This is a genomic window from Trichococcus sp. (assembly GCF_049684335.1).
In the GTDB taxonomy this organism is placed as follows: Bacteria; Bacillota; Bacilli; order Lactobacillales; family Aerococcaceae; genus Trichococcus.
In genome coordinates this window covers 34440-56749 of the sequence record NZ_JBAVFV010000061.1, presented here as the reverse complement: position 1 = coordinate 56749, position 22310 = coordinate 34440, and the positions used below count along the sequence as shown (strand labels likewise).

Below are 22310 nucleotides of genomic sequence, written 5' to 3'. Positions count from 1 at the left end.
AATGATTTCATCATCCTGAAAGGAACGCGTGAGCAAATGGAACTAAAAGAACTGGTTGGATTAAAAGCAGCAGAATACATCAAAGACGGTATGACAGTGGGTCTGGGGACAGGCTCGACTGCCTATTATTTTGTGAAGGAAATCGGGAGACGTGTGAATGAGGAAGGATTGAAGATCACTGGGGTGACGACTTCAATCCAAACGAAGGAATTGGCTGAGTCATTAGGGATTCCGTTAAAGAGTGTGGATGAAGTGACTTGCATCGACATCACAGTGGACGGAGCCGATGAAATCAGCGAAGATTTCCAAGGGATCAAGGGTGGCGGTGGCGCTTTGCTGTTCGAAAAAATCGTTGCTGACAATTCCAAGAAGGTCATCTGGATCGTCGATGAAAGCAAAATGGTGAAACATCTGGGCGCCTTCCCGTTGCCGGTGGAAGTCGTCTGCTACGGATCGGTCCAACTGTTCAATAAATTCAACGAAAAAGGCTACAATCCGGAATTCCGCAAGACAGCAAACGGGGATTATTATTTGACTGATGAGAAGAACAACATCATCGATCTGCATCTGGGTGAAATTTTGGAACCGAAGGCACTCGCCGAATACCTGATCCATCTGACCGGTGTCGTGGAGCATGGTTTGTTCCTTGATTGTGTGGATACCGTTTTGGTCGGTACAAAAGACGGCGTGAAAGTGATCGAAGCGAAAAGATAAGCTTCAACTTAGATGCACAAAAACGTTTTGCGCTGTGCTTGATATTCGAAAAGTCAGATTCAGATGGAGGAAGAGCCTATGAGAATGGTAGATTTAATTATCAAGAAACAAGAAGGCAAAGCATTGACGAAAGAAGAGATCCGTTTCATCATTGACGGCTACACGGATGGGTCGATTCCCGATTACCAGATGAGTGCCTGGGCGATGGCCGTCTTTTTTCAGGACATGACTGATGAGGAACGGATGGAGTTGACGATGGCCATGGCTGAGTCCGGCGATCAGATCGATCTTTCTGCTATCGCAGGCATAAAAGTCGACAAACATTCAACCGGAGGAGTTGGCGACACGACGACGCTTGTGCTCGCTCCATTGGTCGCCAGCTGCGGCGTACCGGTGGCGAAGATGAGTGGACGCGGATTGGGGCATACAGGCGGCACGCTGGATAAACTGGAATCGATTCCAGGCTTCCATGTGGAGATCGACGAGGCGACATTCGCATCCATCGTGAATGAAAATAAAGTCGCTGTCATCGGACAATCCGGCAATCTCTGCCCGGCCGACAAGAAATTGTATGCGCTGCGGGATGTGACCGGAACCGTGAACTCGTTACCGCTGATCGCAAGTTCGATCATGTGCAAAAAAATTGCAGCCGGTGCGGATGCGATTGTACTCGATGTGAAAATTGGCGCCGGTGCGTTCATGAAGACGGAAGAAGATGCGCGAGCACTTGCCCATGCGATGGTCAAAATCGGCAATCTGGCCGGCCGCAAAACGATGGCGATCATTTCCGACATGAGCCAACCTTTGGGTGTGGCGGTCGGCAATGCTCTGGAAGTTGAAGTGGCGATTGAAACGTTGAAGGGCAACGGGCCGAAAGACCTGGAGGCGCTCTGCATCGAATTGGGAAGCCAGATGGTCTACTTGGGCGGAAAATCGGCTGATTTGGCTGAAGCCCGCGAACTGGTGACCGAAAACCTCCGCAACGGCAAAGCGTTAGAGAAATTCAAAGTTTTTGTTGCTTCCCAAGGCGGGAATCCGGCAGTCGTGGATGATTATTCATTGATGCCGCAAGCGACGCGTCAACAGGATGTTTTGGCTGAAGCATCCGGTTATGTGACGGAAATCGTTGCAGATGATATTGGCGTGGCTGCGATGTTGCTTGGTGCCGGGCGCGCCACGAAAGAAAGCACGATCGATCTGGCTGCCGGACTGAAGATCCTGAAAAAAGTCGGCGATCCGGTCCAAAAAGGCGAAGCAATCGTCAGGATGTTCGCCAACAAAGCAGATTTCGGTCAGGCCGAAAAGCTGATCCAGGAAGCCTATTCCATAGGTGAAGAACGAAAAGAAATCACGCTGATCCACAGCGTCATCACGGACTGATAACAAAAGCATCCGAGCCGCACACGATTAAATGTGTGCAGTTCGGATGCTTTTATCATTGGTCGAAGGACACGTTCGTGATGTCCTTGCTCATGTTCAGCAGATCGTTCACCAGATCCTTTTTCTTGTAGTAATGCGGCAAACCGATCCCGTAGATGACGATGTATTTCGGGTGCTCGCTCTCCGGATTCTCGATCAGAAACTTCATGTCCGAAGTCTCGATGTTGTTTTCGGAAAGGAACAATTCGATCGCTTTTTTCAGATCCTGGTGCCGGTAGTGGACCTCCATATGCAGCCCGCCTATGGAAGTCCTGAGTTTTTTGATGATGTGCAGAACGACATAAAGAATCAGACAGCCGATGAAAGATAGGAAATAATAGCCCATCCCGACGGCAATCCCGAGACCTGCAACCGTCCAGATGGTTGCAGCCGATGTCAAGCCGGTGACCGTATCCCGTTTGGTGATAAGGATCGTACCGGCTCCTAGAAACCCAATCCCGCTGACGATTTGTGCGATGATGCGGGTGAAGTCGACGGTGATGCTGGATGCGATGTCCGGATTCGCAATCGCCAGGTTCAGGCTGTAAAAAGCGATTTCGAGCTGAATCAAAGTGATGAGGCAAGCTGAAACGGAAACGATGATGTTCGTCCGCAGACCAGCCGCTTGGCGGTTCTCTTCGCGTTCATAGCCGATGACGCCGCCGACAAAAACCGCCGCTAGCAAGCGCATCGTTATTTCCAATGTGCTGATTGTGTACACTGCAGTCCCCCCTTTCAAAATAGTGCATTTCCTCTATTCTAAAGCACCGGCTGTATTCTGTAAAAGGAAATAAAGATTTTCTGAAAATATGCGGAATCACGCCGTTTCTTCAGCTGGCTTATGATAAAATGGAATATAACATTATTTTTTGATTAGAGGAGGGACAATATGTCGAAAAAAGAGTGGCTGGCTGGGATGAAAGCCATCTATCCGGTTTGTTTCGGCTATATTCCGATGGGATTGGCCTGCGGAGTCCTGTTGCAGCAAGCCGGCTATCATTGGCTAGCGGTCATGCTGATGAGCCTAATCATCTACGGGGGCGCTTCGCAGTTCATGATCGCCTCGATGACGGTTGCAGGAGCGGGTCTGCTGGAAATGGTAATCATGATTTTTTTCATCAATCTGAGGCACCTTTTGATGAGTTCCAGCTTGGCCCACAGGATCCGCAAGAAGAAAACAGCTTTCAGCATGTTCTTTGCGCAGACCATCACGGATGAATCGTTTGCCGTTAACACACTGTATTTCAAAACCGATGGCATGTGGAATCCAGCAAAAGCAATGGCCGCGAATGTGACTGCCTATGCTACCTGGATTTTGAGCACCGGGATTGGGGCGATGGCCGGAAAGAGCATCGCTTTGTCGCCGGTCGTGATGAACTACATCCTCATTGCGATGTTCATCTTCCTGCTCATTTCCCAGATCGAAAACCGCATCGTATTCTGGACAGCTGTATTTTCCAGCATCACGGCGGTCCTGTTGATGAGCCTGCTGCATCATAATATCGCCATCGTCCTGACTTCGATTTTAGCTTCCGGATTCGGGCTCTACCTGCAGAACAAGAAAGACGAAAAGGAGGGGATTTTGCGTGGATGATAAAGCGTTATGGCTCATTTTTGGAGGCGGATTGGTGACTTTTTTACCAAGATGGCTCCCGATCGTTGCCCTGAAGAATGCGCGGATTCCGATCTGGTTCCAGAAATGGATGAGCTTCCTGCCAGTATCGATTTTTGCCGCTTTGATCGCTTCGGATATCTTTTTCTGGGAGGGCACTGTTTCCTTGAATGTATTGGAGAACGCCAAACTGTTGCCGTCGCTTGTGACGGCTCTGGTAGCCTATTACTCGAAAAACATGATCCTTTCCGTCATCGTCGGCATCGCGGGCATCAGCCTGATGGTGTGGGCACTCTGATTTCTCTCGCTCATTATTAATGATTCTGGGAGACTTTTCCAATTGCGGATAGGTTGGTCGAACAGATGAGGTGTAAGTGGGAACAGCCGACATCGAAACTACACCCACCAAACAAAAACGCGCTAGCGAACGGTATCATTCTCCCGTTCGCTAGCGCGTTTCATTTTTATTTAAAGTAGGTTACTTCGCTGAACGATTGGCGTACTGACGGAAATCGATCCCGCGCATGTCGCACCAATCAAGGATATCCCGTTGGAAAATAAGATCCGTCCGAACCAGATCGGCAACAGAGGTTTTGCCAAGCATAGCCATCACCGTCGTTATCTGTTCTTTCCAAGCATTAACAGTTTCCGACGTCTTTTCCGGTCCATCGCTCAGTACCATATGCAGGAACTGGCCCGAAAGTCCGACAGCCTTCGCGCCCAAGCTCAGCGCTTTGACGATGTCCAACGGCGTTTTGATGCCGCCGGATGCGAGGAAATCTGCTTTTCCACGATGCACATCAGCTTCCAACAGCGAAATCAAAGTCGATTGGCCCCAGTTTTCCAAGTCATCGTAGGCTATTGCAGTCCGCCTTGCGTTTTCGATCGCTGCAAAATTTGTGCCGCCTTTACCTGAGACATCGATTGTCCGGACACCGACCGCAATCAATTGCCCAATCGTTTCCCGGCTCATGCCGAAACCCACTTCCTTCACGATGACTGGGACGCCGACATGCGTCGTGATCTCTTCAATCTGGCGCAGCCACATCGTGAAATCGCGGTCGCCTTCGGGCATGATCATTTCCTGCGGCGCGTTGATGTGAATCTGCAGAGCATCAGCCTCGAGAATATCCACGGCGCGTTTGGCATTTTCGAGCGAATGGTGCGCTCCAATATTCGCCATTATCTGGCCGTTCGGGTTCACTTTGCGGATGACCGCAAAGCTGTCGCTTACGCTGGGGTCCTTCAACGCCGCGCTGACGGATCCGGAAGCCATTGCCAAGCCGGTCATTTTTGCGACCATTGCAAGATCCGTATTGATCTGTTTGGTCCGTTCGCTGCCGCCGGTCATGCCATTGATGTAGAAGGGCGCGGCCAGTTTCATACCGGCCAGCTCCGTCTGCAGCGAAACATCCGCCACTTTCAGGTTGGGCAAAGAATGATGAACAAAGCGCATCTTCCCGAAATCAGACAGATTGGCTGGCTGATATTGCTTTTCGGCCAGATCGACATGCTGGTCTTTTCTGTTTGAATCAAGTGTCATTCGGAAGCTCCTTTCCAATCGATCGCTGCGGCACTTCGGACATAACTAAAGACATGCAGCGGCAAGTTCATGATTCCGACTTTTTCCCATTCCGAAATCAAGGGGATGATGCCCGATTGCCTGTCGATGATGACGATTCCGCAGTCTCCACCGCCGGCACCGGATGATTTTGCTGCGCCCAGATTCTTCTCGGCCAAATCGCATAATTGCGTCAATGGGGGTGTCTCAATGACGACACTGGTGTGCGCAGTCAATTGCTTCAACAGCAAGCGGTTCTCCCGGATGCCTGCCTGAATCGCCCCCAGATCGCCTTGTTCAAAAGCGGTGATCATAGCGTTCACGCATGTTTTACTGGCTTCCAGAAAAGTTTTGTAAAAATCATCGATGCCTCCGCGGACATCATTGACGCGATCAACAAGATGGGTGGTGGAAGCCGGCGAGCCGGTCCAGCCGATTACCAACCGCAGATTGGCTGGGGGTGTCAAAGGCCGGATCATCAATTGCGGCCAAGCTGATTCCAACAACTCGGTGAGTGTCAGCTCGGCTGCCTTTTTCATCACCCATTCCCTGTCAAAACAAGCATAAGCGATCCAGCCGCCGTAGGTACTTGCGGCAATGTCGCCGAAGGAACCGTTGCTTTTGACGGATAGATGCGCCAAAGCGGCCAATTTGTATACCAATTCGAATTCCGGATCAATCGCATAAAATTTGAGCAAAGCTTTGATCGTCGCGACCGTCACCGCACCGCTCGATCCCAGTCCGTATTTTTTTCCGCTGGCATTGTCCAACTCGCTCTTCACGGAGAGGTGGAAATAGGACAACGGAATACCGGCTTCTTTGATGTAGCGTTCCGTCACTTTTACCGCTTCGGTAATGTAGAGGAAAGGATTTTCGCGCTGGTCGATGACCAACTGATCCTCTTCGCGGGTCCAAGGAATCGGCAAACCGCCATACTGCGCCGATCGGATCGTTCCGGTCGTATCGGCTTCCTCCAAGGATACCGTAATGAACTGATCCAACGCGACCAAAATCGACGGGTGGCCAGGCGTCACTACCGCATATTCTCCGGCAATGAACAATTTACCCGGAGCACTTGCTTCTGTTACAGTCATGAATTCAACCCTCTCTATTCCAATTAATCGTTCCAGTTGTAGACAGCACGTTCGGCTGCAGTCAATTCCCGGATTCCTTTTCCGGGCTTGGTAATGATCAATTTATCTTCTGTAAAATGTTCCAACAACGCTTGTTTTATCGTTTCGGCTTGCGAAAGTCGGCACAGCACTTTCACATTCGGACCGGCGTCCATCGTGATATAGCAAGGGATGCCTTTTTTTCGCAAAGCCTGTGCTGTCTTGATGGCGACGATGCTGTCCGGTTCCCAATAGGAAAAAGGTGGTTCCGCACCCAGCATGGTTCCGTGCATCTTCATGCCGTTCGCTTCGGTGATTTCGCCCAAGCGGATGAAATCTTTCGCAGCGATGGCTGCTTTGATGTCCAGGATATCTCTTTTCGCCGATTCAACCCAAGCCGGATAGAAGGGCGAAGTCTCGACCGTTCGTTTCATGCCGATGCGGCTGGACACTTCCTTTGCTTTCTGGTTGACAGCCACAATGACCATACCGATATCCCAGCCGGCATCGTCGACCGGTACCGCGAAGGAATCGTCGGAACAAGTCCCCATATCCCATTCCACAAAACCGCCGTAGATGCTGCGCGTTGCACTGCCGCTGCCGCGTCTTGCGAAGGTCGACAATCGCTGCGGATCCAAATCAAGACTCAAGGCCAAATTGGTAGCTCCTGCCAAAGCAGCGAAGGCGGAGGCTGATGAGGCCAAGCCCGCTGCGGTAGGGACATGGTTGATGCTTTCAACGCGTGCACGCATGGCTGTCTTTTTTTCTGCGCGGAACAGATCAAGGAATTTGGAGATTTTTTGCGTCTCTTTTTCACCTTGTTTCTCGCCGTTCAGATAGAAGGAATCTTGCGGGAGGGCTTCATCGAAGACGACCATCGTATCCGTATAGAGTTTGTCCAAGGTCATGGAAAGGCTGCTGTTCATAGGAAGAAAGTCGGTTTCGTCCCGCTTCCCCCAATATTTGATTAGCGCGATGTTAGTATGCGCTCGGACACAAGCTTTCTTAGGCATCTTCAGTTCCTCCCATTTGATAGATCCAAGTCCGGATTCCCCCGGCTTGGCGTAAAGATTCTTCCACTTTTTCCGCTTCGGATCGGGTACTCGCCAATGCAATCATGCAACCGCCGCGTCCGCCACCCGTCAATTTGGCGCCCAGCGCTCCTGCAGACCGGGCCGCTGACACGAGCCTGTCCAGATCGGGGCTGGATACATCCAGAAAAGACAAGACTTCATGGGCTTGGTTCATCAATTGCCCCAATTGTTGCGGGTTATTTGCCTCGATGGCGGACTTCGCTGTTTGGGCAAGGCTGCCCAAACAGGTGATGGCGTCTCGGTATTGTTGCGGATTTTTTCCGTTCAGTTTTGTGGCGATGCTGGCTACTGCTTCCTTTGTTTGGCCAGTCACGCCGGTATCCCCGACAATCATGTAAGCCTTCAGGTTCAAAGGAAAAGCTTCGAAGGGCTGGCCTTTGATGTAAAAGAGCGGTGCCTCACCGCTTGCCGTGGCGGCATCCAGACCGCTGGGGTTTCCGTGTGCGACCATCTCGGATATGTTGACGAGCCGGAGCAAGGTCGCTTGGTCCAGCGGTTTATCGAAGTAGGCGAAAAGGGCGCGAGTTAAGGCCACCGAAACGGCAGCGCTGGAACCCATGCCTCTTTCAGCCGGGATGGTGCTCGCGAGCGAGATCGCTAAGTTTTCGTCCGAAACCTGCAGTTCGGTCAATGCCGATTGGATGGCTGTCCGCATGCTTTCAAGGATTTCAGGCATTTCTGCAGCGATGCCGTTGTAATAGGAACAATCAATGGTCAAGGGACCTTCCGCTTCGCAAACGGTCGCGGTCATTTCGACTGCCGGGAAGGGCAATGCGATGGATGGCTCCCCGTGGACCACGGCGTGTTCACCCATCAGGATGATTTTGCCGTGCGACTTGCCGGTTGAGCAACGTGTTTTTATCATATAGAGTCGTCCTTTACTGGTTATGAATCAAGCGGAAAAGTCGTACTGCCACTGATTCTGGCGCGTCTTCTATTATGCTTGCTGTACATGGATTTTGCAAATCGGCATGATTTTGCCGAAGCCTTCCGATCTGTGCAGGCGATGCTTATGAAATTCCGACAGATTCGGCACATATTTTTCGCTATTTTCTTTCATCATTTTCATTGTATCGGAGCAAAAATACAAAGTAAATCAAATCTTTGGGATTTTACGGAAACTTAAAAAGCTTTCCCCCCGCAGAAAGCAAAGATTAGGTTTCAATTAAAATTAAATGTTCGTATTTGATGGGGGTTAAATTTTCAGAAAAGTATGATACAATTACCAAAAGTTTGATTATTTCCAGAAGGGAAAAGCTATGATAGAAGATAGAAACTACTACGAAATCCATCGTGAAGAATGGCAAACTTTTCATCAAGATTCCATTCCGACAATCACGGAAGAGGAACTGAAGGAATTGACATCGTTGAATGATAGGCTTTCATTGGAAGATGTTAAGGATGTCTATGTGCCGTTGGTGCATATGTTCGATATTTACTTGCAGCAGTACCGGAATCTTCAGCGGGATAAAAGCAGATTTCTTGGCAGATCCTATGAACCGTCTCCGCTCATCATTGGCGTAACGGGTAGTGTCGCAGTGGGTAAAAGTACGACAGCACGTGTCCTGCAGAACCTTTTGAAGCGGGCTTATCCGACAAAAGCTGTCGAATTGATGACAACAGATGGTTTCCTGTATCCGAACCGGATATTGAGGGAACGCAACATCATGGATCGCAAAGGATTCCCGGAAAGCTACGATATGGAGAATTTGGTGCAATTCTTGTTGGATGTGAAGACAGGTAAGCCGAATGTCCGGTTTCCAGTCTATTCCCACCGTATTTATGATATTGTCCCTGGCGATTATGAAGAAGTGAATCATCCGGATATCCTGATTGTGGAAGGGATCAATGTGTTGCAGTTGCCGAGCAATCAACAGATTTACGTCAGCGATTTCTTTGACTTTTCCATCTATGTGGATGCTGAAGAAGAGATGATCGAAAAATGGTACATCGAACGTTTCGAAATGCTGATGGATCTGGCGATCGATCAACCGGACAATTATTACTACAATTATGCAATCGGCAAACGCGAGCATGCCATCGAGATGGCCAGAGGCGTCTGGAAAAGAGTCAACCTCAAGAACCTTCGGGAGTATATCTATCCCACGATCACACGGGCAAATTTAGTGATTCATAAAACAACGAATCACTTTATTGATGAATTGTACATAAAAAAATATTAAAAAAATTGGAGAGATTATTAGATGATAGAGCAATTTACCGAGTTGGAAAAAATCGTCGTACTGGATTTCGGCAGTCAATATAACCAATTGATTACACGACGCATCCGCGAATTCGGCGTATTCTCAGAGTTGGTTTCACACCGCACAACAGCTGAAGATATCAAAGCGATGGGGAACGTCAAAGGGGTCATTTTCTCTGGCGGCCCGAACAGCGTCTACGAAGACGATGCTTTCAAAGTCGATCCGGCCATTTTTACTTTGGGCATCCCTGTATTGGGTATTTGCTACGGCATGCAACTGATGACCGACCATTTCGGTGGAAAAGTCATTCCTGCTGATGAAAGAGAATACGGACGTTCCGACATCCAAATCCTTGATTTGGATACGCCAATGTTCAAAGGCCTTTCCGACATCGAGACTGTCTGGATGAGCCATGGTGACAAAATCACTGAAATTCCTGCTGGCTTCAAAGTGACTGCCACAAACGACAACTGTCCTGTTGCAGCTTTCGCCAATACAGCAGAAAAATTCTATGGCGTCCAGTTCCACCCGGAAGTACAGCACTCTGTACACGGAAACGAAATGCTGAAGAACTTCGCCTTCGAAGTCTGCGACTGTTCAGGTAACTGGTCGATCGCCAACTTCATCGAAATCGAAACCAAAAAAATCAGAGAAACTGTCGGCGACAAAAAAGTCTTATTGGGACTGTCCGGCGGGGTTGATTCAAGCGTAGTCGGCGTGTTGCTGCACAAAGCGATCGGCTCGCAATTGACATGTATCTTTGTTGACCACGGCCTGTTGCGCAAAGGCGAAGGCGATCAGGTTATGGAAAGCCTTGTAGGCAAATTCGGCTTGAACATCATCCGCGTTGATGCGAAAAAACGTTTCATGGACAAACTGACAGGCGTCAGCGATCCGGAACAAAAACGTAAAATCATCGGTAACGAATTCGTTTACGTATTCGACGATGAAGCTACGAAATTGCAAGGCATCGACTTCTTGGCGCAAGGAACGCTTTACACAGACGTGATTGAAAGTGGAACAGAGACTGCCCAAACAATCAAGTCTCACCACAACGTAGGCGGACTGCCTGAAGATATGCAATTCAAATTGATCGAACCATTGAACACATTGTTCAAAGATGAAGTCCGCGAATTGGGAACACAACTTGGCATGCCTGACAGCATCGTTTGGCGTCAACCTTTCCCAGGCCCTGGTTTGGGTATCCGCGTCATCGGCGAAATCACTGAAGAAAAATTAGAAATCGTCCGCGAATCAGACTACATCCTGCGCGAAGAAATCGCGAATGCTGGTTTGGACCGCGATGTATGGCAATACTTCACAGTCCTGCCAGGCTTCCGCAGCGTAGGCGTAATGGGCGACGGCCGTACGTATGACTACACAATCGGTATCCGCGCCGTGACATCCATCGATGGCATGACGTCCGATTGGGCACGCATCCCTTACGAAGTGTTGGACAAGATTTCCCGACGCATCGTAAATGAAGTGAAGCACGTTAACCGCATAGTGTACGACATTACGAGCAAGCCACCATCGACCATCGAGTGGGAATAAGCCTATCATAAACACCCCTGCAAATATCGATTTAAAGGGATCTATGATGTTATAAAACATAAAATCACCTTTTTGAGTTGTTATATGAATGAACTTGATTCATATATACGACCTAAAAGGGTGATTTTTTTTGCATTCATAGTAAACAGCTACAGAAAGTCTCTGCGATAAATGCAAACTGCTTGCTTACTTGGATTAAATAAGTTAAACTTAAATAAAAAGTTAGGCAGACCTAACGATATGTTTAATTTAACCTTATGTATTATGGGCTGCTCAGCAAAAATTAAGAGACCAGAGAATATAAACGAGAAAGGAACAACACATAATGGAAAATTTAATAATCCAGAATATGAATATAGCCTATCAAGGGCAGTCTGCAATCAAAAATGTAACGCTTGCGTTTGAGTCCAACAAATTATCAGGAATCGTTGGACCTAATGGAGCAGGGAAATCAACCTTATTGAAAGGGATCATGGGCTTGACGCCGTTAAATACAGGAGAAGTAAGTCTTTACGGCAAACCACTGAAGGAAATGATAAACAAGGTAGCCTATGTCGAACAGAGACAAGAAATCGATCTCTCATTTCCGATAGATGTTTTCGGAACCGTACTTTTTGGCACCTACGCCAAATTAGGTTTTTTCCAGAGACCAAAGCAAAAAGAAAAGGATTTGGCTTTAAAAGCTTTAGAGAAAGTCGGAATGGTAGCTTTTAAAGATCGGCATATCAGTGAATTATCCGGTGGGCAGTTGCAGCGCGTTTTCATTGCGCGAGCGTTGGCACAGGAAGCGGAATGGTTGCTGCTTGACGAACCTTTTGCCGGGATTGATGCTACCAGTGAGAAAATCATCATTGATTTGTTGAAACAACTCCGCGATGAAGGCAAATCAATCGTGATCGTGCATCATGATTTGCATAAAGTGCAGTCTTATTTCGACAATATTGTTCTGATCAATAAAGAAGTGGTTGCCAATGGTCCTGTATCTGAGGTGTTCACTGCCAATAATATGGGAAAGGCTTATGGGGAAGCAATTTCTGAAATGATAAGCCTAGGGGGTGGAACAAATGTTAAATGAATTCATTCAAGGACTCTTCGACTTCCAATTTCTGCAGAACGCTTTGATCACTTCCGTTATGGTCGGGATATCTGCTGGAATCATCGGTTCCTTCATCATCCTGCGGGGAATGTCTTTGATGGGTGACGCCATCTCGCATGCAGTATTACCCGGGGTGGCGATTTCTTATATGCTGGGGAGCAGCTATGTCATCGGCGCCACGGTTTTTGGGATGGCGTCGGCCGCTCTCATTGGTTTTGTCACGAAACACAGTCGTTTAAAAAACGATACGGCAATCGGAATCGTCTTCAGCGCATTTTTTGCTCTAGGGATCATCTTGATTTCCTTCGCCAGAAGCTCCACGGATTTGTATCATATCCTCTTCGGAAATGTTCTCGCTGTCCGGGATTCAGACATGTTGTTGACTGCCGCTGTGCTTATTATCGTCTTGATCTCAGTGCCGCTTTTCTATAAACAACTCAAACTGACTTCTTTTGCGCCGACGATTGCAAAATCGTATGGTTGGAACATCAGTGCAATCAACTATGGCTTGATGTTTTTACTGACGCTTGTGGCGGTGACTTCGCTGCAAACAGTCGGGACGATTCTGGTGATCGCAATGCTGATCACCCCGGCTGCGACAGCCTATCAACTGACCGATAAATTGATTGTTATGATTGTCCTTTCGACAGTGTTTGGAACCCTCAGTTCTATCATAGGGCTTTACTTCAGCTACAGTTACAACTTGCCGTCTGGGGCGACGATTGTCATGGCAGCAGCTATATTTTTCATTGTGGCATTTATTTTTGCACCGAAGAAGGGCCTTATCGGTCAACTAAGAAAGGAGAATTTACAAAATGAAGAATAAATTATTGCTGCTTGCTGCAGTGCTTTTTGTAGGTATGTTGGGAGGATGCGGAAATTCTCCGGATGATGATAAAGGCAGTACAGATGCAACTGACACCAAGCTAAAAGTTGTCTCAACCAACTCCATTATCGGCGACATGGTAGAAAAAATTGGAGGGGATCTGATTGATGCGCACAGTATCGTGCCTGTCGGGACCGACCCGCACGAATACGAACCCTTGCCGGAAGACATTCGAAAAGCCAGCGAAGCCGATGTCGTGTTCTACAACGGATTGAATTTGGAAACTGGCAATGGCTGGTTTGATAAATTGATGGAAACAGCTGGTAAAATTGAAGATGAGGATTACTTCGTTGTCAGCAGAGATGTCGAACCAATTTATCTGACGGGTAACAGCTCACAGCAAGATCCTCATGCCTGGTTAGATATTTCCAACGGCATTCGGTACATCACCGAAATCACGCGCGTCATGAGCGAAAAAGATCCTGAAAATAAAGCAGCGTATGAAAAAAATGCGGATGCATACATTGCCCATTTAACGGAACTGGACAGCGAGGCAAAAAAAGAATTTGCTGATATCCCAGAGGAAAAAAAGCTGTTGGTGACCAGCGAAGGAGCTTTCAAGTATTTCTCAAAAGCTTATGAATTACAAGCTGCCTATATTTGGGAAATCAATACTGAAGGTCAAGGTACGCCTGATCAGATGAAGCAAATCATTGAAAAAGTCCGAGATTCTCAAGTTCCGGTTCTCTTTGTGGAAACGAGCGTCGATCACAGAAGCATGGAACGATTAGCAAATGAGGTGGATCTTCCTGTTTACAGCAATCTGTTCACGGATTCTATCGCGAAAGAAGGGGAAGACGGCGACAGCTATTACGATATGATGAAATGGAATCTAGAAAAGATTCATGAAGGATTGAGTCAGTAGAAGCGATTCGTTACCCTGCTGTTGTGGTGCTTGACATTTTCGACTGGTGTCGCTAAATTGGAGGAAAGTATAGCATTATCAATACTTATTAACCTATTTTTGAACCTGATACCAGAAAAGGGGACCACTCATGACAACAGCATTATTCACTTTCCAATCAAGCGACGGGACAGAAATCTTCGCGATGAAATGGTCGCCGGAAAATTCCCAGAAACCGAAAGCCGCCGTCCAAATCGCGCATGGCTACGCAGAACATATCGGACGCTACAATGCTTTTACTGGCAAGCTGGCGGAAGCGGGGATCGTCGTCTACGGAAACGATCATCGGGGCCACGGCAAAACGAACGGGAATGTCGGCGAAGCGATCTGTTTTGCGGATGAGGCCGGATTCGACAAGGTCGTCGCGGATATGCGCGCATTGACAGAGATCATCCAAGCGGAATATCCTGACCTTCCGCTGTTCTTGTTCGGTCACAGCATGGGCTCCATGTTGACCAGACGCTACATCCAGTTGTATGGGGATGATCTTGCTGGTGCAGTTCTGTCCGGTTCCGGGGTGTTTTCGAATGCTTTGCTGAAACTGGGGACAGTCGTGGCAGCATCGGAAATCAAAAGAAATGGCCGTGCCCATCCAAGTCGTTTGCTCGACAAACTGGTCTTCCAGAACTTCAACCGAGGTTTAAAGCCCGCTCGGACGGATTTGGATTGGCTCAGCCGTGACGGGGCAGAAGTCGACAGATTCTTGGCGGATCCGTTGCGTGGGAAAATCGGCTCGGCTGGTTATTTCCATGATTTCTTCAGCGGCTTGCTGGCCATGAATGATGCTGTGAATATCCAATCGATACCGAAAGACTTGCCGCTTCAGTTCATCTCAGGCACCGCCGATCCGGTTGGAGGCAAGGCCGGAAGAGGCATCGTCCAAACCTGCAGGGCTTATCAACAAGCTGGCCTTCAAGACGTAAGCTACAAACTATATGAGGGTGCCCGTCATGAACTGCTCAATGAGACGAACAAAGATGCAGTAACACAGGATGTTATCGAGTGGATAAATGCTCATCTGGAATCCCTTTGATTGGCATAAAAATTTTAAGCTTACCTGATTTTTCCAGAAAACGGAGAAATCAGGCAAGCTTTTTTTGTTTGGTAAGTGTGCATGAATTCTCAATTGACAAATACATCGTTAGGCGATATATTATATATAACGATACACGATATATCAGAAGGAGAGGTATGTGATGGGAGCACCACTAACGGAATCGATGTTTTATATTCTGCTTTCTTTGCTGCAGCCGAACCACGGATACGGCATCATGCAACAGGTAGAGGAGCGGACGAAGGGCAGGGTCGCTCTGGGAGCCGGTACGCTTTATGGCGCATTGAACACGCTATTGGAGAAAAAATGGATCATGCTGCACAGCCAGGACGACCAATCCCGCAAAAAGAAGGAATATCTGATCACGGCACTCGGAAAAGAAATTCTGAATGGGGAAATCGCCAGACTGGGCGAACTTCTCGAAAACGGCAGAAAGGCGATGGAAAATAATGAGAAAATTTAGGCTTTACTACGACAAAGATAAGGAAGAAGCATTCCTGAATGATATGTCAGCAAAAGGCTATGCCATGAAACGTTTTTTCTTGGGATTGTACACTTTTGAAAAAAGTCAGCCGGGTGAATATACCTATCGGGTTGATTTAATCAGCGACAAAACGACGGAGCAACGCAATGAATTGTACGATCTGATACGTGACTCTGGTGGGGAACTCGTGCAGACTTGGGGCATCTGGGCAATCTTCCGGAAAAAAGGGTACTTTGAACTGTATACGGATCCGGAAAGCCAAATCAAACAATTCAGACGTATCCGTAAGATATTTATCCGATTGGCCATTGTGGAATTCCTACTTTCAATCCCTCAGTGGTACAATGCAATCCAAATAAAGGAGCCGGTACTCATCTTGATGTCTTTGATTTTGACAATTATTGCACTGGTTTTCCTGAAGCAGGCTTTGGCATGCAGCAAGAAAATCGACGAGCTCCAAAAAATGACTTAAAACGGTTTGACATACGCTAACGCTGGCTTTTCCTGAAAATAAGGTTGCTTCCAATTTTCATCTTGTGCTATGATGGCGTAGTGAATTCATTGAATTTTAATTAAATTAAATTTGAATGAAGAAACATGTCATTATTTATTTTGGAGGTAACTTATGGATAAAGCATTAATTTTTATGGCGATGGCCGGCTATATGTCGATCATCATCGGTATCGGTTTTTATTACTACAAGCGTTCAAATGAAAGCTCCGATAATTTCTTCTTGGGGGGACGCAGCCTTGGTCCTTGGGTTGCCGCAATCAGTGCGGGAGCTTCGGACATGAGCGGTTGGCTCCTGATGGGTCTTCCAGGCGTTGCTTATTGGTCAGGCTTGTCCGACGCATTCTGGACCGCGATTGGCTTGGCATTGGGAACATCTTTGAACTGGATCATCGTCTCGAAACGGTTGCGTCACTATTCTGAATCGGCGGAAGCCATCACCTTGCCGGAATTCTTCAGCAATCGATTCCATGAGGATAAACGTGTCATCTTGACCGTTTCTTCCACGTTCATCTTCGTTTTCTTTTCCGTCTATGCAGCCAGCTGTTTCGTGACGGTAGGGAAGCTCTTCGCAACTTTGTTCGAAGTGCCTTACATTCCGGTGATGATCGCCGGAGCGGTGTTCGTCGTGTTCTACACGTTCATCGGCGGATTTTTGGCAGAGAGTGTTTCCGACTTCATGCAGGGCATCATCATGATTGCGGCTTTGGCTGTTGTTTTGGTAGGTGGTGTCGTGCATGCCGGTGGTCCCGGAGCGGTCATCGATAACCTAAAAGGCATCCCAGGATTTTTGGATTTCTTCGGAATCGCTACACCGACATTGGTTGATGGCGTGCAACAAGCTGATGGCGCGATGGCTGCCTTTGGACCTGCAGGAAAATACGGACTGATTACAATTGCGTCCAGTATGGCTTGGGGCCTCGGATACTTCGGTATGCCGCAAGTGCTGTTGCGCTTTATGGCGATTCGTTCGGCTGATGATATCAAGCAATCACGCCGCATCGGGATTATTTGGGCGACACTTTCATTGGGCGCTGCCGTCCTGATCGGTCTGATCGGACGTTCGATGTTCCCGATGGCGTTGACGACTGCTTCCACTTCAGAAACGATCTTCATCGAAATGGCGACGTTATTGTTCCCGCCGCTATTGGCCGGAATCGTCATGTCAGGCATTTTGGCGGCGACGATCAGTTCCGCGGATTCGTATCTGTTGATTGCTGCAAGTGCTTTTTCGAAAAACATCTACAAAGGTGTTTTGCGCAAGGATGCCTCCGATCAGCAAATCATGGCAATGACGCGGATGATTTTGATCGTTTTGGCGATCCTAGGCATCATCATCGCTTTGGATGAGAACTCCGTCATCTTCACGATCGTATCCTTCGCCTGGGCGGGCTTCGGTGCGACATTCGGACCGTTGATGCTGTTTTCCTTGTTCTGGAAAAAAACAACGCGTCAAGGTGCTATAGCCGGAATGTTGACAGGCGGGATTGCTGTTTTTATCTGGAAACTTCTCATCAAACCGATCGGCGGCGTATTCGGCATCTACGAACTGTTGCCGGCATTCATCCTTTCCTGTTTGGCAATCGTGATCTTCTCCTTGATCGGGGAAAAACCATCCGCTGCGATGGAAGAGGAATTTGAAATGGTGAAAAGCCAGTCGAAAGCCTAAAAATAAAGTATGAATCAAAAAACAATCCATTTGGGTTGTTTTTTTGATTTACAGGGAATTTTCGAAAAGTTGTCACAAAATCGGTGCGAATGGTCCAGTTATTTGTGATAAGCTGAAATAGGGGACGTCAGGGAAATTTTCTGTAAACAAAAGTCATTTTCGAAAAGGTAAGTGGAAGTGGCGCTCGAAATATCAATGAGACAGATTTGGAGCAGCGTTTATTTTATATAAGGCTGCTTTTTGTTTTGCAAAGTTGGAAGAATCAATCAAATAAGGGAGTGGTTAACTATCAAAGGACACATCAAAGAGATGCTGCATATCAGACAAACGGACGATACTTTGACGCGGGTTATCGGTTCAGGACTGAGCACAGCGGTTCCGCTGATCATTGGACTGATGGCGGGGAATATGCGCATTGGGACATTCGGGGCGTTGGGAGCTTTCGCGTTCCTTTCTTTCCAGCCGTTTACGCCCACGAAGCTGGCGACACGCATCCTTAAGGCAGGGCTTGCCATCATGGCGGGGTTCTTGGCTGGGGCGCTATCCACCTTCGTACCTTGGATGATACCGATCACGATCAGTCTTGTCAGCCTGATCGGTTTCCTGGTTGTGCGCATCCTGCATATCCCGAATCCAGGCGCCTTCTTCGTCATCATGGTGACATCCATGGGGGCTGGTGTGAGTTTGGACATACCGGGCATACTTCAAGCAGTCTCCTTCGTGGGCATCGGGGTTGCGGCATCCATCTTCTGGGCGGTTTTGGCGGTCAGCTTCAACAACCGCGTGCTGAACCGACCTTACCGGAACGACACCCGGAGTTACCGGGAGCACCTTTATGATGCAGTCGAAAATGATTCGGAATTGTTGCTTTCCTCCGTGCATCATGCGGGCATCCTGTTCCTTGCGACCTATCTGGCGCATTCCTTGGGGATAGGGAACTTCTATTGGGTTGCCGTGTCGTGTGCGGCAGTGCTTCAAGGGCGCGAACTGAAAGTCATTTTCCATCGCCATGTGCAGCGGATAGTCGGCGGTTTGGTGGGTTTGGGCATCGGAATATTTCTTTTCAGTTTGCATTTCAGCAAGGTGGAAACGGTCTTGGTGTTGATCGTTTTGAACTTTTTTGTAGAATATGCGATGGTGCGGAATTACGGCTTGGCGAACTTCTTTACGAATCCGTTGGCGTTGCTGCTTTCCAACTTGTCGAGCAGCGCATTCGAAATGGACTTGATCGGATTCCGTTTTTACGGATTGGTGCTGGGCAGCATCGTCGGCTTTGCCGGGGCTGCATTGATATCATTCGCTATGGGCATGTACCAGAAGGAACTGAAATTGGCCCATAAGTATCATAAGCGCCAGGAAACACCTTCACGAACGGATTAAAGGCTATAGGACGGAAAATCCGCCGATTTCATGAATATTCATAAACAAATGTCAAAACATCGTTCGGGAAAGCCGCGTGAAAAAAATTATAATTTTCTATTCAAAATCATTGACATATACGGTATATTTGTATAGAATTTAGCTTGCATAAATTGAATATCTCTTATTAATAGCCGTTGAGACGAGGGGTCGAAGATACGGTGGCAAACCAATCAATCTAATTATTTTGCAGTACAGATTGATATTGGGTGCCCAACCTGAGCGTAGGATTATCCAAGTCCTATGAGCAATAAGAGGAAAAGCAGCTGATAGATATCGAAGCTTTCCTTTGGTTGGAGAGCTTTTTTTATGCCCATTTTTTATATCAAAGGGGGAAATCTATTTGGCTGAAAAGGTTTTATTCAATTCAGACACTTATTTGGAAGGTCATTCTGATAAAATTACTTACCAAATTTCTAACGTTAAAGCAAAAAATATTACACATATCAAAATGCCGCTTTTCGAAGCGCTTGTTAAAAATGCGAAGCAGGACGTTACGCCTTTCGATGTCCCTGGACATAAAATGGGTGCGCAGATGACGCCATTTAAAATGGCAGTCGGTGATATGACGATGCAGATGGATGTCAACTCCATGAAAGAATTGGACTTGTTGAGCCATCCACAATCCGTCATAAAAGAAGCACAGGAATTGGCTGCAAAAGCATACAATGCCGATCAGGCCTTTTTCTTGGTGAACGGTACGACTGTAGGCATCCAAGCTATGATCATGAGCGTAGTGGGGCCGAACGATTCGATCTTGGTTCCCCGCAACTGCCATAAGTCAGTAATGAGCGGGTTGATTTTGAGCGGCGCAAAGCCGATCTTCATCCAGCCCGAAATGGATTTGGCCTTCGGAATTTCACACGGTATCTCCGTGGAACGCATTATCAAAGGCTTGGATGAAAATCCTAAAGCGAAAGCACTTTTGGTCACTTATCCGACTTATTTCGGATCTTTGAACGATCTGGAAACAATCTGTGATATCGCACATGAACGCGGTGTTGTTGTCATCGTCGACAGTGCGCACGGCGCGCATTTGCCGTTCATGCCCGGAAAAATGAAGGATCCGATGAAAGCCGGAGCCGATGCGGTGACGTATTCCATGCACAAAACCGGCGGATCTTTGACACAGAGTTCCTTGATGGTGATGCAAGGGGAACGCATTTCTGCAACAAAATTACAAAAAGTGCTGAACATGCTGCAATCGACAAGCGCGAACTACTTGTTGATGAGCTCGATCGATGCCGCACGCAGCGAATTGGCGATGTACGGCAAAGACCGCTACAAAAAACTACGACCGATCGTCAGCGAAGCGATTGAAGCAATCGAAGCATTCGGCGACTATGAAGTATTGAAAGCCGACTACATTAAAGATAAATTTGACCAGACTTATGACTGGACAAAATTGGTGATCCGCGTGAATGATATCGGCCTGACAGGCTTCGAAGTATACACAATCTTGAAGGAAGAATACGGCATCCAAATGGAGTTGGCTGAAGGCTATGTCGTGATGGCAGTCATCAGTACAGCCGATACGCGCGAATCAATCGGAAGACTGGTTGATGCCTTGATGGATGTCCGCAGACGCTTCAAAAAAGCAAGCCAACATTTCGATGCGCATGTGATGACTTGCAGCATCAACAAATTGGCCTGCAGCCCGCGTGACGCCTTCTATGCCGACAATGAAGTGGTCAGCATTGACGACGCGATCGGCCGCATCAGTGCCGACTCGATCATGATCTACCCGCCAGGAATTCCTTTGATCATCCCTGGTGAAGTGATTTCTGAGGCAGTCGTGCAGCATTACCACTACTACAATGAAACATTAGGCAACGTCCTGACTGAGGAAAAAATGCCTCATCAGATCAAAGTCCTTAAAGACTAATCAATCGTAACACTCATCAAATAGCATACAGTTGGAGGACGGCAGAAAGTGAAAAATAACATGAACATCCAGACCTTTATCGGTTGCGAATCTTCATTTGAAGAAGCATCTACCGTATTATTCGGAATCCCATTCGATGGAACAACCAGCTTCAGACCAGGCACGCGCTTTGCGATGCAAGCGATCCGCCAAGATTCATTCGGCTTGGAAAGTTATTCCCCTTATTTGGATCGTGATCTTGAAGAAGAGGCCATCCATGATGGCGGAGATCTGGATCTGCCTTTCGGCAACACAGAACGTGTATTGAGCGATATTGCAACCTATACAAAAGAAGTACTGGACAGCGGCAAGAAATTTCTGATGGTCGGCGGCGAACATCTCGTCAGCTTGCCTACTATCGAAGCTGCCTATGAGAAATACCCAAATCTGCATGTCATCCATATCGATGCCCACACAGATCTACGTGAAGACTATATGGGAGAACAGTTGTCGCATGCCTCGGTCATCCGCCGCTGCTTCGACTTTCTGGGAGATAGCCGCATTTTCCAATTCGGTATCCGTTCCGGTTTGAAGGAAGAGTTCGAATGGGCGAAAGAGCATACTTATATGGAGAAATTTACCATCGATACGTTGCCTCAGATCGTGCAGCAATTGAAGGATGTTCCCGTTTATGTTACGATCGATTTGGACGTACTGGACCCAGGAACTTTCCCTGGAACCGGCACACCTGAGCCAGGTGGCATCACCTACAAGGAATTGTTGGCGGGTATCGCTGCGCTGCAGGACTTGAACCAGATCGTTGCAGCCGACGTCGTTGAACTTTCTCCGCAATACGATCCGTCAGGCGCTTCGACTGCTATGGCCTGCAAGACCGTCAGAGAAATGCTTTTGACACTTACTAAATAGAACAAAAATCAATTACCCGACCTTAAAATTAATCAAGGTCGGGTATTTTTTAATAAAAAATAGCATCTGCAGGTCAAAATGACAGAATGAAACCAACTTGCATTAAAAAGTCATGAAAACGGTAATTGTTTACATGGTGATGTTATGAAATCTATCACAAGTCAGTGGACGGCTATCAGGTTGTATAATTGTGTTATATCAAATGTTTTTTCCAAAGTTAATATTGT

At 47.6% G+C, this 22310-nt stretch carries 21 protein-coding genes and 1 riboswitch; of the genes, 16 read left to right on the top strand and 5 right to left on the bottom strand.

What is annotated here, in order from left to right; all coding sequences use genetic code 11:
- Positions 1 to 36: 36 nt before the first annotated feature.
- Both rpiA and WBM30_RS11115 read left to right on the top strand, forming a co-directional pair.
- Positions 37 to 714: a ribose-5-phosphate isomerase RpiA gene (gene rpiA, locus WBM30_RS11120; protein WP_424900776.1), complete on the top strand. Its 678-nt coding sequence runs from the start codon at positions 37 to 39 to the stop codon at positions 712 to 714.
- Between the two features lie 78 nt (positions 715 to 792).
- Positions 793 to 2094 (top strand): pyrimidine-nucleoside phosphorylase, encoded by a 1302-nt coding sequence (locus WBM30_RS11115; protein ID WP_424900775.1) that lies wholly within the window; start codon positions 793 to 795, stop codon positions 2092 to 2094.
- Positions 2095 to 2149: 55 nt separating this feature from the next.
- On the opposite strand, the gene WBM30_RS11110 is transcribed toward WBM30_RS11115, so the two are convergent.
- On the bottom strand, positions 2150 to 2854 hold the full coding sequence (locus WBM30_RS11110) for an MgtC/SapB family protein (protein ID WP_424900774.1): 705 nt from the start codon (positions 2852 to 2854) through the stop codon (positions 2150 to 2152).
- 168 nt (positions 2855 to 3022) lie between these two features.
- Between WBM30_RS11110 and WBM30_RS11105 the strand changes: the two genes are divergently transcribed.
- Both WBM30_RS11105 and WBM30_RS11100 read left to right on the top strand, forming a co-directional pair.
- Positions 3023 to 3727: an AzlC family ABC transporter permease gene (locus tag WBM30_RS11105; protein WP_424900773.1), complete on the top strand. Its 705-nt coding sequence runs from the start codon at positions 3023 to 3025 to the stop codon at positions 3725 to 3727.
- On the top strand, positions 3720 to 4043 hold the full coding sequence (locus WBM30_RS11100; protein WP_424900772.1) for an AzlD domain-containing protein: 324 nt from the start codon (positions 3720 to 3722) through the stop codon (positions 4041 to 4043). The genes WBM30_RS11105 and WBM30_RS11100 overlap by 8 nt, the downstream gene beginning before the upstream one ends.
- A gap of 180 nt (positions 4044 to 4223) precedes the next feature.
- Here WBM30_RS11100 and fni read toward each other — a convergent pair whose 3' ends face one another.
- The 4 genes from fni to mvk are packed head-to-tail and all read right to left on the bottom strand — an operon-like array spanning position 4224 to position 8377.
- Positions 4224 to 5288: a type 2 isopentenyl-diphosphate Delta-isomerase gene (gene fni / locus WBM30_RS11095; RefSeq protein ID WP_424900771.1), complete on the bottom strand. Its 1065-nt coding sequence runs from the start codon at positions 5286 to 5288 to the stop codon at positions 4224 to 4226.
- Complete coding sequence (locus WBM30_RS11090; RefSeq protein ID WP_424900770.1) at positions 5285 to 6400, bottom strand: phosphomevalonate kinase; 1116 nt, start codon at positions 6398 to 6400, stop codon at positions 5285 to 5287. The genes fni and WBM30_RS11090 overlap by 4 nt, the downstream gene beginning before the upstream one ends.
- Positions 6401 to 6423: 23 nt before the next feature.
- Positions 6424 to 7431, bottom strand: coding sequence for a diphosphomevalonate decarboxylase (mvaD, locus tag WBM30_RS11085; RefSeq protein ID WP_424900769.1), 1008 nt, complete (start codon positions 7429 to 7431; stop codon positions 6424 to 6426).
- The gene (gene mvk / locus WBM30_RS11080; RefSeq protein ID WP_424900768.1) at positions 7424 to 8377 is read right to left on the bottom strand and encodes a mevalonate kinase; all 954 of its coding nucleotides are present in this window, start codon (positions 8375 to 8377) and stop codon (positions 7424 to 7426) included. The genes mvaD and mvk overlap by 8 nt, the downstream gene beginning before the upstream one ends.
- Before the next feature lie 394 nt (positions 8378 to 8771).
- Here mvk and coaA point away from each other — a divergent pair, with 394 nt between their 5' ends.
- From coaA to speB, 12 genes are all read left to right on the top strand, one after another.
- Positions 8772 to 9695: a type I pantothenate kinase gene (gene coaA, locus WBM30_RS11075; protein ID WP_424900767.1), complete on the top strand. Its 924-nt coding sequence runs from the start codon at positions 8772 to 8774 to the stop codon at positions 9693 to 9695.
- Positions 9696 to 9716: 21 nt separating this feature from the next.
- Positions 9717 to 11270 (top strand): glutamine-hydrolyzing GMP synthase, encoded by a 1554-nt coding sequence (gene guaA, locus WBM30_RS11070; RefSeq protein ID WP_424900766.1) that lies wholly within the window; start codon positions 9717 to 9719, stop codon positions 11268 to 11270.
- A 325-nt stretch (positions 11271 to 11595) separates the two neighbouring features.
- Positions 11596 to 12345 (top strand): metal ABC transporter ATP-binding protein, encoded by a 750-nt coding sequence (locus tag WBM30_RS11065; RefSeq protein ID WP_424900765.1) that lies wholly within the window; start codon positions 11596 to 11598, stop codon positions 12343 to 12345.
- Positions 12335 to 13192: a metal ABC transporter permease gene (locus WBM30_RS11060; protein ID WP_424900764.1), complete on the top strand. Its 858-nt coding sequence runs from the start codon at positions 12335 to 12337 to the stop codon at positions 13190 to 13192. Before WBM30_RS11065 ends, WBM30_RS11060 begins: the two co-directional genes overlap by 11 nt.
- On the top strand, positions 13182 to 14117 hold the full coding sequence (locus WBM30_RS11055) for a metal ABC transporter substrate-binding protein (RefSeq protein WP_424900763.1): 936 nt from the start codon (positions 13182 to 13184) through the stop codon (positions 14115 to 14117). Before WBM30_RS11060 ends, WBM30_RS11055 begins: the two co-directional genes overlap by 11 nt.
- A 130-nt stretch (positions 14118 to 14247) precedes the next feature.
- Positions 14248 to 15189 (top strand): lysophospholipase, encoded by a 942-nt coding sequence (locus tag WBM30_RS11050; RefSeq protein WP_424900762.1) that lies wholly within the window; start codon positions 14248 to 14250, stop codon positions 15187 to 15189.
- A gap of 163 nt (positions 15190 to 15352) precedes the next feature.
- Positions 15353 to 15673: a PadR family transcriptional regulator gene (locus tag WBM30_RS11045; RefSeq protein ID WP_424900761.1), complete on the top strand. Its 321-nt coding sequence runs from the start codon at positions 15353 to 15355 to the stop codon at positions 15671 to 15673.
- Positions 15660 to 16166, top strand: a complete 507-nt coding sequence (locus WBM30_RS11040; protein WP_424900760.1) for a DUF2812 domain-containing protein — start codon at positions 15660 to 15662, stop codon at positions 16164 to 16166. The genes WBM30_RS11045 and WBM30_RS11040 overlap by 14 nt, the downstream gene beginning before the upstream one ends.
- 153 nt (positions 16167 to 16319) lie before the next feature.
- Positions 16320 to 17873: a sodium/proline symporter gene (locus WBM30_RS11035; protein WP_424900759.1), complete on the top strand. Its 1554-nt coding sequence runs from the start codon at positions 16320 to 16322 to the stop codon at positions 17871 to 17873.
- Positions 17874 to 18182: 309 nt separating this feature from the next.
- Positions 18183 to 19253 (top strand): FUSC family protein, encoded by a 1071-nt coding sequence (locus tag WBM30_RS11030; RefSeq protein WP_424900758.1) that lies wholly within the window; start codon positions 18183 to 18185, stop codon positions 19251 to 19253.
- Between the two features lie 160 nt (positions 19254 to 19413).
- Positions 19414 to 19549, top strand: a riboswitch (SAM riboswitch).
- A gap of 86 nt (positions 19550 to 19635) precedes the next feature.
- Entirely contained in the window at positions 19636 to 21177 is a 1542-nt protein-coding gene (locus WBM30_RS11025) for an aminotransferase class I/II-fold pyridoxal phosphate-dependent enzyme (RefSeq protein WP_424900757.1), read from the top strand.
- A gap of 48 nt (positions 21178 to 21225) precedes the next feature.
- On the top strand, positions 21226 to 22083 hold the full coding sequence (speB, locus tag WBM30_RS11020; protein ID WP_424900756.1) for an agmatinase: 858 nt from the start codon (positions 21226 to 21228) through the stop codon (positions 22081 to 22083).
- Positions 22084 to 22310 lie beyond the last annotated feature (227 nt).

Bases quoted from the DNA above. Each gene is read 5' to 3' on its own strand.
- WBM30_RS11105 (WP_424900773.1), top strand. From the start codon at position 3,023: ATGTCGAAAAAAGAGTGGCTGGCTGGGATGAAAGCCATCTATCCGGTT.
- WBM30_RS11060 (WP_424900764.1), top strand. From the start codon at position 12,335: ATGTTAAATGAATTCATTCAAGGACTCTTCGACTTCCAATTTCTGCAG.
- WBM30_RS11065 (WP_424900765.1), top strand. From the start codon at position 11,596: ATGGAAAATTTAATAATCCAGAATATGAATATAGCCTATCAAGGGCAG.
- WBM30_RS11050 (WP_424900762.1), top strand. From the start codon at position 14,248: ATGACAACAGCATTATTCACTTTCCAATCAAGCGACGGGACAGAAATC.
- coaA (WP_424900767.1), top strand. From the start codon at position 8,772: ATGATAGAAGATAGAAACTACTACGAAATCCATCGTGAAGAATGGCAA.
- WBM30_RS11090 (WP_424900770.1), bottom strand. From the start codon at position 6,400: ATGACTGTAACAGAAGCAAGTGCTCCGGGTAAATTGTTCATTGCCGGA.
- rpiA (WP_424900776.1), top strand. From the start codon at position 37: ATGGAACTAAAAGAACTGGTTGGATTAAAAGCAGCAGAATACATCAAA.
- WBM30_RS11030 (WP_424900758.1), top strand. From the start codon at position 18,183: ATGCTGCATATCAGACAAACGGACGATACTTTGACGCGGGTTATCGGT.
- guaA (WP_424900766.1), top strand. From the start codon at position 9,717: ATGATAGAGCAATTTACCGAGTTGGAAAAAATCGTCGTACTGGATTTC.
- WBM30_RS11055 (WP_424900763.1), top strand. From the start codon at position 13,182: ATGAAGAATAAATTATTGCTGCTTGCTGCAGTGCTTTTTGTAGGTATG.
- mvk (WP_424900768.1), bottom strand. From the start codon at position 8,377: ATGATAAAAACACGTTGCTCAACCGGCAAGTCGCACGGCAAAATCATC.
- WBM30_RS11045 (WP_424900761.1), top strand. From the start codon at position 15,353: ATGGGAGCACCACTAACGGAATCGATGTTTTATATTCTGCTTTCTTTG.
- mvaD (WP_424900769.1), bottom strand. From the start codon at position 7,431: ATGCCTAAGAAAGCTTGTGTCCGAGCGCATACTAACATCGCGCTAATC.
- WBM30_RS11040 (WP_424900760.1), top strand. From the start codon at position 15,660: ATGAGAAAATTTAGGCTTTACTACGACAAAGATAAGGAAGAAGCATTC.
- WBM30_RS11115 (WP_424900775.1), top strand. From the start codon at position 793: ATGAGAATGGTAGATTTAATTATCAAGAAACAAGAAGGCAAAGCATTG.
- fni (WP_424900771.1), bottom strand. From the start codon at position 5,288: ATGACACTTGATTCAAACAGAAAAGACCAGCATGTCGATCTGGCCGAA.
- WBM30_RS11035 (WP_424900759.1), top strand. From the start codon at position 16,320: ATGGATAAAGCATTAATTTTTATGGCGATGGCCGGCTATATGTCGATC.